Source organism: Microcystis ichthyoblabe FBCC-A1114 (genome assembly GCF_050500245.1).
GTDB classification, from domain to species: Bacteria; Cyanobacteriota; Cyanobacteriia; order Cyanobacteriales; family Microcystaceae; genus Microcystis; species Microcystis ichthyoblabe_A.
On the sequence record NZ_CP191408.1, the window covers coordinates 3,305,116 to 3,318,092 of the forward strand.

Sequence of the window (12,977 nt, forward strand, 5' to 3'; positions counted from 1 at the left end):
ATCTAAATGAAAACAGCAACCAAAAAAAGACTAAAAACCTAATTCTTCTAGCTCATTTTTAATCTCCTTAATTTTTGCTTGTGAGCGTGTTACAACCAGTCCTAAATTAATTCCATCAGGAGCGATAAAGCAAATAGCAAAAGGTGTTGTTAGTTCGACAAAATAAACCATCATCGTTCCCCCCGCCAATTTAAAAATTGAGTATGTGAGATTGCCAAAGGCAGTTACCTTGCCAAAATTATCTAAAGCTTCTTGAATCTTGCTGAGGGATTCAAATCCTTCAATTGCTTCTCCTACTGCATCACCACCGTCTGCAAAAAGAGCACGATAAAGCTCTGGATCATCAGATTTGAGTCGTTTATTGTGATACAGTGGTAGTCCATTCTCTAGATTAAAAATAAGGATTGATTTTAGGTGTCCTTTTGAGGTGGTAACAGTCTCGTCCAGAAGAACATCAAGTTTTTCTTGTTCGGGTCGTTGTTGTGTCATAAGAGAGATTCTCGCAATTTTAGTCTTGAGGAAGTTAAATACTAATTCCTGAAAATAATTTTCGTTTAAATTTTGATATTTGTCAAGTATTTTTCCGCATTCTTTTAGGGGTTCTTGGATTTGAGATTGGTCTATTTCCCCAAGACAGTATTGGTCGAAGGTAATAAAAATTCTTTGTTCTCTCTCAGGGTAAGAGCTATGGGGAGCAAGAGCAAAGTCAAATAGTTCTTGATAACTCCAGTTTTTGATCTGCGATCTAACAAGAAATTCTAGGTATTTACGGATATTTTCGACAGGAATATCAGACTCATTTACCCATTCTAAAAGCTTTTTTAAGGCAGCAGTTTGAGAGGTTGTCCATTGTAAAATCTCTCGGAGTAGAAAGTCAGAGTAGTTATTTTTCCCTTGTAATGATGGTCGAGAAGTTGTGATCAATGAAACAGCTTCAGATTGAACAGAAGGTGAAGCAGTTGTCCAGACTTCCGCCACTAAACTGGTCATTACAAATTTAATCTCTCCCTCCTCTAATGTCGGTGTAGGCTTTTTCCCTAGCCATTCTAGGGCCAGTTTTAGATCATTATTTTGTAATAAATAAGATGATTCTTGACGATCCGAATGTTGCCAATCTCGAAAAGCTTTTGTATAGGGACGGAGTCCCGCCATGACTTCCTTGATCCAGTTTTGATCTAGAATTTTTTCGTAAATCTTGTTGAGTATTCTTAAATTATGCTCCTTATCTAGAATTATAAAACACATATCTTTTAGTTTACGATGTTGTGGATTTTTTTCATCGAAGAGAATCGGCTCGTTTTGAGTAATTTTTTCAAAGAGAGAAATTAACTCAAAACTGTCGTCCTGATTTAAAAATTGGTCTCGATCTTTCTGAAACTGATCATATTCCTCAAAAAGATTGAGATGTGAGAAAACTAAATCTTCTAGCCGACCGTGAACTTCATTCTGTTGTAAATCTACAACGTTATTGTTTTTAGCAATAATATCAAAAATAATATTACTAAATTGATAAAATCCCCCTGTAAGGTTATTAATCGCTTTAACAATTGTTTCCCATTTATCCTCAGATTCGTTAGGAAAAATGTCCTGAACTTTATTCCAAAATTGCCTAGATTCTTCAAAAAATCTATTTTCTAAATGTCTAACGATGTTTTCATGGTCTTTTGCCCATTCTAAAGTACGTTTTAATATTTTTCCAGTAAGTAAATAAAGTTCTTTTTGCCGTTCATCAGCGTTATGGTAATTATCATAATCGTCTCTATAAAAAATAAATTCTCTTTGTTGAAGTTCAATCCAATTTAGATTGAAGATTTGTTTGTATATCTCACAATAAGGCTTAAGAACATGATCTTCTTCTAACACTAATCCCAAAAGCTTAAGCTCAATTTGCAGCATATCACTACTTTTTGAACGTACTGTAGAACAATTATTCAAGCTACTTAGCACGATTTCCTTGTATAAATCTAATAAATCCATAGACCTTTTGTTTGGTTCTGATAGAAATCTTATTATTCTCTGAAAATGCTCTTCACAATCTAAATTTCGCCAACCTCTGATAATTTTTTCTTCAACTAATTGATCAATATTGGTATCAGTACCAGTATTGGTGTTGGTACTTTCCTCAATAACTAATTTACAAAGGCAATGTGTTAAGTATGGGTGTCCATTTGTAAATGATAAAATTTTTACCATTGCCTCTGTAGCTTTAGCTTCAGAATAGTTAATCTCTTTGACTAATTTATCTTTCAAGGGAGTTATTTCGTGAGGTTGAAAGGGCCTCAATTTAATATTTTTGCCAACGTCAAAAGGACTAATCCTTTCATTTGGACATAGCTCTGAAGGAGTAGCAATACCAAAAAGTGCAAAAGTCAGACGTTTGTAATCGGCTGTCATCTCGCGACGGTTATAAAATAAGCGAATTAATTTAAAAAAATCACTCCGAGACTCGAAATTTAAAGTACAATTAATTTCATCAACAAAAATGACTAATTTTTGAGAAGTTTCTTGCAGTATAATATCAGTAATAAAACTTTTCAGACGATAAAGAGGACCTAGGCTACTCTTTGTCAGCCACCAGTTGTCTAGATCAAAACTCGATAAAATTTTATTTTCTGTTAAATTGTTTAATAATTCTTGACTAAAATCTCTATAAAATTCATCAGAAGTATAATTTATCTTTTCTACAAAAGTTAAATCTATTGATATACAAAGAAAGCCCTCTTTTTTCAAATCATTAAATATTTGAACCATAAGACTGCTTTTCCCAGTCTTCGGAGAATTTAGAACACAACAAAAATCCCCATTTCTAAGGGATCCGAGCAATTCTTCATCCGCATTGCGCTTGATATAATCAGGATGCTTATAAGGTAACGCAGAAGGTATAGAGGAAGTTGAAGGGTTTTGGGCGTTCATGCTCTTCTAATTGTATTTTGAAAGAAAATTCTATATAGCTCACAAGAAGGATCAGCATAATGGCTTCCCAACTTAATTAATCCCATCTCCTCTAATTCCTCCGCAATCAGGGGGCTTATGTAAATTGGTTTCGGTGTAGATATAACCCTATATAGTGCCTCTTCTAATGATTGATCACGGATAACTTGAATTTTTCTGAGTAATTTATTTAGATGCGGTGTATAAATACCTTCCAGTTCTTTATGCACTGCATCTAGTAATGATTGCTCACCTGGTGATGATTGCTCACTTTGAATTTTTCTGAGTAATTTATTTAGGTGATTTGGGTTTTTTAGATGTTCAAAAGATAAACTGATCAAATAAGGGTGTCCCCCAACTAATCGCATGATTAGGGAAATGGTTGTGAAATCCATCTGAATTTCATACTGACTGGCAAGAGATTGTACCTCATCAACAGTGAATTCAGGTAATCGAATTACTTTTCCCACACTAAAAGGAGATTCGTTCTCGTTCAGGACTGGCATTCTTGAGTGTGCAATAATTAATCCAAGCCTGCTCCAACTTCCGTGATCTTGAGTACTACTTCTTGCACATCTATTGTAAAACGCTCTTAGCATTGAACAAAACTCTTTATAGGTTGGATCCTTGTCAAGTTTGTTCAGATCGTCGATAACTATAACGATGGGAGAGTTTTTAGAAGGTAATAAAAACCTTTCAAAATATTGAATACATTTTAATTTATATCCTGAACTCCTTATGCTTTTCCAATCGTCTATAAAATTGTGGTGTAAATCTACTTTATTACTAATTTCTTGACAAAAACGATAGAAAAGCCTTCCCGCCTCAGCTTGGTCTTGTATATCGAATTCCTCCATGCTTAATAGAACCTTTCGATAATTGTTGGAATTGAAAGAATTAAAAATATGATTAACTAGCCGAGTCTTTCCCATTTTATCTGGGGCTTTTATATGGATCAAAGAATGTTCTTGGAGAAGTGATTGGTAGTTTTCTAAATAAGGAGCCGTGTTTATGTGGGGGCGGCAAATTACTGTTACTTTGTTGGCTGCTTCGATGACATCAGGCATTTTGTCTATGCCCGCTTCTTTCAATAGCGCTTCTAAAAGAGGTTTATTTTGCTCATCAGGATTATCCACTAAATCTACCGCTTCGTTGTGATCTTTTTCCTTAAGCTTTTTCTTAAGCAAACCCTTGAAGTAATCATAAGCATCCTTTGCCGCCATCTTGACAGGTTCCTGAACTGCGGAAGTTACCCCAGCCGCCAATGCTGTCAAAATAAGAGCTATGGGTTCCATTGCATTAACACCTCGACTTAACAAACGCTATTTTGAGTTATGGGTTTCAGTATAGCAAAATTGGGCAGTTCAGCAATTCCCCCTTGAAATACAGTTCTTCTCCAGAGCAACTGATCTTTACACCGGTTGCTTTATTACTTTGGCACAGCCAATTCCCTATTCGATAAACTTTTTGATCGCTGTGGACGAATCTGGTTAGAAGCGGGTAAATTTAGCTAATATAAACAAAATTTGGGAGCATCTCACCTTTGTAACCTTTAAATCAGGTTTTTATGTCAAGCTATTTTGAAAGCCTTGCTAGAAAACAGTTTTAGTGACAAGTATAATTACTCACCTGGATAAATGAGATGCTCCCCAAAATTTTGCCCGAAAAGGAGTTATAGATTTAGCTAAACAGGTTTTATTACTGTAACTGATGACCACAGCTACTACAAAAGCGATCGGTTGCCGCTACTTTTGCCCCGCATTGACTACAAAATCGCGTTTTACTGACGGTTTTTGCGTCTCCCATACTCATTTTCATATCTCCCATTTGCATTTCCATGGGGGTAAAATTCATCGACATATTACCCATTTTCATGGGTTGCATCGGTTGCATTGGTTGCATTGGTTGCATCGGTTGCATCGGTGAGGAGGAGAAACTGGTAGCAGTGGTCGATTGAGAGGACTGAGAAACTCCAGAGGTATGAGGAGAGGAAAAACCGATACTGCTTCCTTGAATTTGGATTCTGTGGGGTCCGGTTTCAGTGATAATTTCAATAATTGCCCCTTGGGGAATTATCTCTATTTGGGGTTCTTGTGTCCAAACTCCGGTGGCAAAACTACTGCTAGACTGCTGTTGTTGTCCCACTGCACCACTAGCGAGGGTTACAATCGTCTGCAGCCCTTGATTATCGAGATAGAGACGTTGTCCTGTGGGTAATTCACTATAAATAGCCATATTTTTGACAGTGAAAACTAAAAAGTAAAAAGCTAGTTAACACCCCTAGGATCCAGTCTAGCGAGGATAAAAATGTTAGAGGATTTTCTTAAGAATTTTATCGACAAAAAAAGGGTGGTTTTACCCACCCTCACCATGTCTCAAGAAAACAAACTTTTTAACGGACGCTACCGGCTAATTTATCGACCCGAATCGGTTTCATCAGGTACAATTTGAGGAATTGCCAAGCGTTAGAGGCGAAGATAGGCAATTTCTTCAGGAATTTAACTGGTGCGGCACTGTTTTCGCTATCGATCGCCCGTAATCCCTCGTTATTGCGAACACAAATCTCTAGGCGATCATAAAATTCAGGACTATCCACATCAAGAACAATCGGGAAGACGCGGCCGGCGGTTTCATTGGTCTTCTCGATTACATACTTATCGTACTCGCGAGCGTCCAAACCGAGAATGGCGTAGAAACCGGAACGCTGAGTATCATTGAGATACATCGTAGCGAAGACCGAAAGCAGGAAGAAACGACACCAGAGACGAGCGCGCCAATCATTAAGAATATCAGGCTGCGCACGCATGATCGCATCAAAGAAGTCCCCGTGACGGTTTTCGTCTTGACACCAATTCTCGAAGAAGTTAAAAATCGGATAAACCCGATCTTCGGGATGTTGTTCGAGATGACGATAAATGGTGATATAGCGCCAATAACCGATTTTTTCGGAAAGATAGGTGGCGTAGAAGATAAATTTCGGTTTAAAGAAGGTGTAGTTACGGCTTTTGGTTAAAAATCCCAAGTCAAGGGAGAGGTTAAAATCCGATAAAGCCTTATTAAGGAACCCAGCATGACGCGCTTCGTCCCGGGACATGAGGTTAAAGCATTCTGCGAGGACGGGATTTCTGTTTTTTAAACGTCTGCCGAGTTCTTTGTAGAGAAGAAAGCCAGAAAATTCAGCCGTGCAGGATCTTTCCAGAAATTCCACGAATAAGCGGCGAGTTTCGCCATCAATATGCTCCCAAGAGCGATCGAATTCTTGATTGCGAACGAAGTGATGCCGGTTATAATCGGTACGGAATTCCTCTAAAATCGCTTTCAGTTCTTCCTCGTTAGCGGCGATCGACATTTCCGCCATCGCTTCAAAATCAGTGGTATAGAAGCGGGGAGTGAGGATCGTTTCTTTAGCGGGAACTTTTATACCCGGACGGATTTCCTCGAATTCTGGTTTTTGGATCGTGCTGACCATAGGGATTATTGATTTTACTCTGGGATGATGATTGAGACGAGTAAAGGCTCTGAGATGATAATGACCAGCCGTGAAAAAACGGCTAGGATTCACTATAGCAAGCTCTCAGCCCTAGACTCCCTTCCTGTTCATTAAAAGTTACAACTCTTAATTAAGCTGTGTGAACAAACGCGGATTTTTCGCTGGGAGTCTTGACAAATGTTCGGGGGTGTGGGGTTTGTTCGGTGATTGGTAAACAGTCATGGCTCTCTTATTCTTTGTGTGATCAGTTTAACTTACATCGGATCGATCAATCTTTGTGTCCTTTGTGTCTTTGTGGTTCCTTCCACCCCCTCACTAGGAGGAATGTATCTTAGAATACATTTTACCCACCAAATCCAAGAGAGCCTTTAAACCTCTAGCTTGATCATGACTTTTCTGATAAATATCTTTTTCTGGCTTCTGTCTGGCTTACTGAAATATCAGTCTAGCACCGAACAAAATCCCCCCTTCACCTCTATTCCCCTGTCCTAATTGTGGTTCTCATTATATGATTAAGAATGGTTCTATTCATAATGGAAAACCCAAACGTCAATGTAAAGAGTGTGGTCAACCGTTTGTAATCAATCCCACTAATAAAACCGTCTCTGACGAAACCAAACAATTAATTGATAAACTCTTGCTCGAACGAATTTCCTTGCGAGGAATTGCTAGAGTAACAGGGGTAAGTTGGTCATTGTTACAAAATTATGTCAACAATAAACTGGCGGCTGTACCCCGTCAAATAAAGGTTTCGGACAAACTAAAAGGTAAATTAGTTATAGAATATGATGAGATGTGGTCTTTTGTTTTTTCTAAGACGATAAATATTTATATTTGGCGGTTAATTGATAGAAAAACAAGGGAAATTATTGGTTGCTATGCGCGGAGATAGGAGTTGTCAATCAGCTAAAAAACTTTGGGGCTAGTTTACCAGGTGTTTACCGACAATGCGCGGTTGCTTACACAGACTTTTGGGAGTCCTATAAGACAGTAATTCCTAGTAAACGTCATCGACCAGTCGGAAAAGAAACTGGTAAAACTAATCCTATTGAAAGATTAAATAATACCTTTCGACAAAGGATTTCTCGGCTGGTGAGAGAGAGTCTATCTTTCTCTAAAAAAATGGAGAATCACCTTGGGGAACCCTTTGGTATTTTATCCATGACTACAATGCACAGCAAAGCAAAGGATTAAGCCGCCATCACTACTACCGAATCACCACCAATAATCAGTCTTTAATAACCAGATTTAGTATTATCGCTCTTCCTGGACTTCTGGAAGGGCGATAACCCGAAACTCTCAACCACGGACAAAACCCTTTCAAGTCTATCAATGGCTAGGTGAGGTGAAGAGAATCAAACCCGACAGCAACCCCGAAAATCGTGTCAGAATAGATCAGTGTAGTCACTGATTATCTTTGAGAAAAATATTTATATGTTAGGACGGGACAACTACGATTTAATCATTGTCGGGGGTGGTATAGTCGGAACCACCCTAGCGGTGGCTTTAAAAAATACAGGATTAAATATCGCTATGATCGAGGAACGTCCCCTAGAGGTGGCCGCCTCCCGTCGTCAAGCTTATGCCCTCTCCTTGATGTCCAGCCGGATTTTTACAGGCTTGGGTATCTGGGATAAAATATCGCCCAGTATCGGTAAATTTCGTCATATTCGCCTTTCTGATGCCGATTTTCCGATTTTTGTCCCCTTTGTGGTCGATGAGCTAAAAACCGATTATTTGGGCTATGTGGGCGAACATCAAGTGATTTTAACCGCCCTGCACAATGCCAGCCAAGATTGCGATCGCATTGATTGGTTATCCCCTGCTAAAGTGTTAGAAGTGGAGTACGGAGCAGAAACAGCCACTGTCACCTTGGAAGAAGCTGGTCAAACCCGAAAAATCACCGCAAAATTAGTTATCGGGGCTGATGGAGCCAAATCCGCTATCCGGCAAGGGGCGCAAATTAAAACCAAAGGTTGGAAATATTGGCAATCCTGTGTCGCTTTCACCATTAAACATCAACTCGATCGCAACGATACCGCCTTTGAAAGATTTTGGCCCACCGGTCCGATGGGCATTTTACCGCTCCAGGGTAATCGCTGTCAGATCGTTTGGACCAATCCCCATGAAGAAGCGAAAAAACTGCAAGAAATGCCCGAAGCGGAATTTATCGACAAATTAGAAGCATATACAGGGGGATTACTGGGAAAAATAGCATTAGTTAGTCCCCGCGCTCTCTTTCCCGTACAGTTAATGCAGAGTGATACTTATGTTAAACCCCGACTGGCTTTAATTGGTGATGCCGCTCACTGTTGTCATCCCGTCGGTGGTCAAGGTTTAAATTTAGGCATTCGCGACGCAGCCGCTTTAGCGCAGGTATTAAAGGAAGCAGCGGAAAAGCAAGAAGATATAGGAGCGCTTTCTACCCTAAAATCCTACGAAAAATGGCGTATATCGGAGAATTTAGCGATTTTAGGCTTCACAGATTTTCTAGATCGCCTGTTCTCCAATAACTGGCCGCCTATCGTTCTCATCCGTCGTCTCGGATTGGCAATTATGCGCGGTTTCCCCCCGTTGAAATTGTTTGCCCTGCAATTAATGACGGGATTAAAAGGACGTATTCCCCAATTAGCTAGATAGCTGGCCGCTAATTCCGGGGATGGGGGAGAAAGGAAGAAAAAAAAAGCTTGCAAAATGCCGCGATTATCGCTATGATGGTTAAGGTTCAATATCGGGGCGTAGCGCAGCTTGGTAGCGCACTACTTTGGGGTAGTAGGGGTCGTGGGTTCGAATCCCGCCGCTCCGATTGCAGGAAAACAGAGAGTCAGGTAGGGATGCACCTAATCCCTACTTTGTTCTGTTTACTCGGAATTTTCTTAATTTATCAGCGTTTCTGATCAAGTTAGTTCACCATTAGAATCACTGCTTTAGTCGAAAATGTCTCATCAAATATCAGCTTACGGTTCCTGGAAATCACCGATTACCTCCGATCTAATTGTGGCAGCATCGATTAGTCTTGGTGGTGTAACTGTAGATGGAGAAGATATTTATTGGTTAGAAGGCAGACCACAGGAAAAGGGGCGAAATGTTTTAGTTAAATTAAACCCCGACGGCACAACTACAGACATCACTCCAGTGCCTTTTAATGTGCGAACTCGTGTCCATGAATACGGGGGAGGTTCCTATCTAATTGTTGCCGGAATTATCTATTTTTGTAATTTTGCTGACCAAAGAATTTATCGCCAAACTGCTGATAGTTTACCCCAACCTCTGACCCCAGAAAATTCCTGTCGTTATGCGGATTTAATTCTCGATAAATTTGGCAATCGTTTAATCTGTGTTTGTGAAGATCATAGCCAAAAAGATCGAGAACCAGTTAATAGTATTGTCAGCATCGATGTGGATACAGGAGAAATAAAAACTTTAGTATCAGGCGACGATTTTTATACCTCTCCTCGCTTAAGTGCCGACGGTTCTCGATTAGCTTGGATTAGTTGGAATCATCCTAATATGCCCTGGGATAGTTCTTTTCTCTGGGTGGCCGATATTAATAATCTTTATTTGAGTAATATTCGGGTCATTGCTGGTGGTGAAAATGAGTCAGTATGTGAACCGCGCTGGTCTGCCGATGAACAGTTATATTTTACCAGCGATCGCAATGATTTCTGGAACTTTTATTGCTTTAACCATGATGAACAAATCGAACCAGTTCTCGAACCAATAGAGGCTGAATTTGCCTATCCTCATTGGGTTTTTGGTTTATCTAACTACGGCTTTGCTGGGGAATCAAAGATTATTTGTAGCTATACAAAAGATGGTCGTTGGTATTTAGGAAGTATCGATACTGTTAATCGAGAATTTCAAGAAATTATTACTGATGATACTAACATTTCTTCCCTACAAGTTAGCGAGAACAAAATAGTTTTTATTGGCGGTTCTTTCAGGGAAGTAACAGCAGTTATCTCACTGGATTTAGTGACAGGAATGAGAGAAATTCTCAAATCTTCCAGTAATTTAACTATTTCTAGCGATTATTTCTCGATTCCAGAAATGCTCGCTTTTCCCACCAGTCAGGGACTAACGGCCTATGCTTGGTATTATCCCCCCAAAAACCCCGATTATACCGCCCCCAATGGCGAATTACCGCCCCTTTTAGTCAAAAGTCACGGTGGACCGACGGCTGCGGCGACCTCTAGTTTAAGTCTGCGGGTGCAATACTGGACCAGTCGCGGTTTTGGCTATCTAGATGTCAATTATGGCGGTAGTACGGGTTATGGTCGTCAATATCGTCAGCGTTTGCTGGGAAATTGGGGAATTGTCGATGTGGAAGACTGCATCAACGGGGCAAAATATTTGGTTAATCAGGGATTAGTCGATGGGGAAAGATTGGCAATTTCTGGAGGCAGCGCCGGTGGTTATACAACTTTAGCAGCCTTAACTTTTCATGATACTTTTAAAGCAGGAGCTAGTTATTACGGAGTTAGTGATTTAGAGGTTTTAGCCACCGATACCCATAAATTCGAGTCGAGATATTTAGATAAATTGGTGGGACGCTATCCTGAAGAAAAGGAAATTTACTATCAGCGATCGCCCATTCATTTTACCAGTCAGTTATCCTGTCCGGTGATCTTTTTCCAAGGTTTAGAAGACCGAGTGGTTCCACCCAATCAAGCGGAAATGATGGTAGAAGCTTTAAAAGCGAAAGGTTTACCCGTTGCTTACGTTCCCTTTGCTGGAGAACAACATGGATTTCGTCAAGCTGAATCGATAAAACGAGCATTAGATGCAGAATTTTATTTTTATTCCCGTCTCTTTGGTTTTACTCCTGCTGATAATTTAGAACCCGTAGAAATTAAGTAATCGTGCAAAGTTAATTTCCTAGGTCAGTAATCGGTGAACAGCAGCTCTAGACGTAATATTATCTAAAGACTAAAAGTCTTTTTAGTTAAGAAACTTCCCCGAATAGAAATAATTTTAATTGTCCCATGTTTTTCTTAGAGGATGTTTGAAAAGTCAGGAGACCACCAGGGGTAGTGTAGTGATATATAGCGGTTCTCACACCTGTGTGGCACAGTTAAACCTTTGCTAATTAAGCTTTTTAACATCGATAATATACCTCTTGCGAACAGGAAACGCTATAGGCGCTTTTAGGCTTCTGTTATTGAAAAGAGAGGCAATTTTTCGAGGTTGCTTATATTACAATGTTTCATTATACAGCTTTAAATACTTAGATGCTTGAATCTCAAGAGTAAATTCTTGCTCCACTTTTTGCCTTGCCCGAATGCACAATTGGTTATACCTTTCTGTATCTTCTAATACCCAATTAATTCCCTGTGCCAAGTCTTCCACCTACAAGGGTTTGGCCAGATAGCGTAGCCACTTAAAATGGAAAAGTCATAATCTGATTGATCCATTCCTCAGCCGTAGATGCTTCCCACACTAAGATAATTGCATCGATCGCTTCGCCGATTGGAAGATTCTGAGAAAGAATTAGAACACCAGAACTCGTTTGCGACAAGATGAATTGACCAAACTCAGTCGGCATGGTTTTGCGATCGTGCGTGACCAGCACCCTACCATCCCGTGCTGCAATGGTTAAAACTTCTGGATCTTTTATTCCTTCAAGCCCTGCTTCATTGGCTGACTGAAAATCCAGATTTGGTTGTCCGCGGATTGCGCCAGTCACAATTGCCTGTCTGAGATCGGCATCAGCTTGAAAGCGAATTTTTGTCATGCTGCTTTCTACTTCTTGGCTTGAGCCGCCTTCAATTTTTGGTACAGCAAAGGACTCTTTTCTCTACAAGACTGTTGTAGTCGCTGAAACTCGGCTTCACCCTTTTTCAGATAGGCATCGACAAGCTCTCGATTGGCCAGATAGAAAGCGATCGCACCATAAACCTGTTCGAGGGAAAGGATTGGGAAATTTTGGGCAATGCTTTCGGGCGATTCTCCGTTTAAGAAAGAATAGACAACTGAATCAAGGGAGATACGAGTTCCTTCGAGCCAATATTCTTCGTCTCGTTGCTCGATGTACTGTTTTGTTGGGATGGGGGCTAATTTCATAGGAGCAATGTTGCTGTTTAGCTAAAGGGATAAGAAATCGCATTACCAAGTAGGAATACCATTGCTAGGACTGGAGCATAGATTTTTGGAGATGTCTATTTCTTATGATGATATTAGCGTCGAGAACGAGGAATTTGAGTCTCACCCGCCTAAATCCTTTCTCTGATTCGCTCTGTCCGCTTCACACATCTGACGAAACTCACGAACAATATCGTCCTCGGAAATTCCTTTTTGACTTAACAGGTACTCAAATTGAGCGGCCACCGCTTGTAAGGCAGCGATATCGGCGCTTTTACTCCCCTGTTTAACGGGGAAATAGAACCCAACAGTATGACCGTGACGTAGTACCTCAACGGGAGTCTCACCGTATATGTATTTAGGGAGTTCGCTCCGAAATTCTCGCACCCCAATTTTCTCAATGTCATGCTTATCCATAGTCTCTCTCGTTGTGTACACATTGTGTACATAGGGTAGCACTATTTGAGAAAGGATA

The 12,977-nt window shown here is 40.1% G+C and carries 9 protein-coding genes, 1 tRNA gene and 1 pseudogene; 4 read left to right on the top strand and 7 right to left on the bottom strand.

Annotation, left to right across the window (positions count from 1 at the left end; genetic code table 11):
* Positions 1 to 30: 30 nt before the first annotated feature.
* From ACQY1Y_RS16005 to acsF, 4 genes are all read right to left on the bottom strand, one after another.
* The gene (locus tag ACQY1Y_RS16005; RefSeq protein ID WP_430013125.1) at positions 31 to 2,913 is read right to left on the bottom strand and encodes an AAA-like domain-containing protein; all 2,883 of its coding nucleotides are present in this window, start codon (positions 2,911 to 2,913) and stop codon (positions 31 to 33) included.
* Positions 2,910 to 4,226: an AAA-like domain-containing protein gene (locus tag ACQY1Y_RS16010; protein ID WP_430013126.1), complete on the bottom strand. Its 1,317-nt coding sequence runs from the start codon at positions 4,224 to 4,226 to the stop codon at positions 2,910 to 2,912. Before ACQY1Y_RS16010 ends, ACQY1Y_RS16005 begins: the two co-directional genes overlap by 4 nt.
* Positions 4,227 to 4,629: 403 nt before the next feature.
* A complete protein-coding gene (locus ACQY1Y_RS16015) occupies positions 4,630 to 5,166 on the bottom strand; it encodes a zinc ribbon domain-containing protein (protein WP_430013127.1) in 537 nt (178 codons plus the stop codon).
* 157 nt (positions 5,167 to 5,323) lie between these two features.
* Positions 5,324 to 6,400, bottom strand: a complete 1,077-nt coding sequence (acsF, locus tag ACQY1Y_RS16020; protein WP_002752007.1) for a magnesium-protoporphyrin IX monomethyl ester (oxidative) cyclase — start codon at positions 6,398 to 6,400, stop codon at positions 5,324 to 5,326.
* Positions 6,401 to 6,929: 529 nt separating this feature from the next.
* Here acsF and ACQY1Y_RS16025 point away from each other — a divergent pair.
* The 4 genes and pseudogenes from ACQY1Y_RS16025 to ACQY1Y_RS16040 all read left to right on the top strand — a co-directional run.
* Positions 6,930 to 7,596, top strand: a pseudogene (locus ACQY1Y_RS16025) (IS1 family transposase); the annotation flags it as partial.
* A gap of 259 nt (positions 7,597 to 7,855) precedes the next feature.
* Positions 7,856 to 9,061 (top strand): FAD-dependent hydroxylase, encoded by a 1,206-nt coding sequence (locus ACQY1Y_RS16030; RefSeq protein ID WP_430013128.1) that lies wholly within the window; start codon positions 7,856 to 7,858, stop codon positions 9,059 to 9,061.
* A gap of 92 nt (positions 9,062 to 9,153) precedes the next feature.
* Positions 9,154 to 9,227, top strand: a tRNA-Pro gene (locus ACQY1Y_RS16035).
* Positions 9,228 to 9,358: 131 nt separating this feature from the next.
* Positions 9,359 to 11,281: a S9 family peptidase gene (locus ACQY1Y_RS16040; RefSeq protein ID WP_430013129.1), complete on the top strand. Its 1,923-nt coding sequence runs from the start codon at positions 9,359 to 9,361 to the stop codon at positions 11,279 to 11,281.
* 520 nt (positions 11,282 to 11,801) lie between these two features.
* Here ACQY1Y_RS16040 and ACQY1Y_RS16045 read toward each other — a convergent pair.
* From ACQY1Y_RS16045 to ACQY1Y_RS16055, 3 genes are all read right to left on the bottom strand, one after another.
* Positions 11,802 to 12,155 (bottom strand): DUF5615 family PIN-like protein, encoded by a 354-nt coding sequence (locus ACQY1Y_RS16045; protein WP_002774633.1) that lies wholly within the window; start codon positions 12,153 to 12,155, stop codon positions 11,802 to 11,804.
* An 8-nt stretch (positions 12,156 to 12,163) separates the two neighbouring features.
* A complete protein-coding gene (locus ACQY1Y_RS16050) occupies positions 12,164 to 12,484 on the bottom strand; it encodes a DUF433 domain-containing protein (protein ID WP_002738186.1) in 321 nt (106 codons plus the stop codon).
* A 141-nt stretch (positions 12,485 to 12,625) separates the two neighbouring features.
* The gene (locus tag ACQY1Y_RS16055) at positions 12,626 to 12,919 is read right to left on the bottom strand and encodes a hypothetical protein (RefSeq protein ID WP_002737674.1); all 294 of its coding nucleotides are present in this window, start codon (positions 12,917 to 12,919) and stop codon (positions 12,626 to 12,628) included.
* Between the last annotated feature and the right edge of the window lie 58 nt (positions 12,920 to 12,977).

What these genes read in the sequence shown, in the direction of transcription:
- ACQY1Y_RS16005 (WP_430013125.1), bottom strand. Translation starts at nt 2,913, where the DNA reads ATGAACGCCCAAAACCCTTCAACTTCCTCTATACCTTCTGCGTTACCT.
- ACQY1Y_RS16010 (WP_430013126.1), bottom strand. Translation starts at nt 4,226, where the DNA reads ATGGAACCCATAGCTCTTATTTTGACAGCATTGGCGGCTGGGGTAACT.
- ACQY1Y_RS16015 (WP_430013127.1), bottom strand. Translation starts at nt 5,166, where the DNA reads ATGGCTATTTATAGTGAATTACCCACAGGACAACGTCTCTATCTCGAT.
- acsF (WP_002752007.1), bottom strand. Translation starts at nt 6,400, where the DNA reads ATGGTCAGCACGATCCAAAAACCAGAATTCGAGGAAATCCGTCCGGGT.
- ACQY1Y_RS16030 (WP_430013128.1), top strand. Translation starts at nt 7,856, where the DNA reads ATGTTAGGACGGGACAACTACGATTTAATCATTGTCGGGGGTGGTATA.
- ACQY1Y_RS16040 (WP_430013129.1), top strand. Translation starts at nt 9,359, where the DNA reads ATGTCTCATCAAATATCAGCTTACGGTTCCTGGAAATCACCGATTACC.
- ACQY1Y_RS16045 (WP_002774633.1), bottom strand. Translation starts at nt 12,155, where the DNA reads ATGACAAAAATTCGCTTTCAAGCTGATGCCGATCTCAGACAGGCAATT.
- ACQY1Y_RS16050 (WP_002738186.1), bottom strand. Translation starts at nt 12,484, where the DNA reads ATGAAATTAGCCCCCATCCCAACAAAACAGTACATCGAGCAACGAGAC.
- ACQY1Y_RS16055 (WP_002737674.1), bottom strand. Translation starts at nt 12,919, where the DNA reads ATGGATAAGCATGACATTGAGAAAATTGGGGTGCGAGAATTTCGGAGC.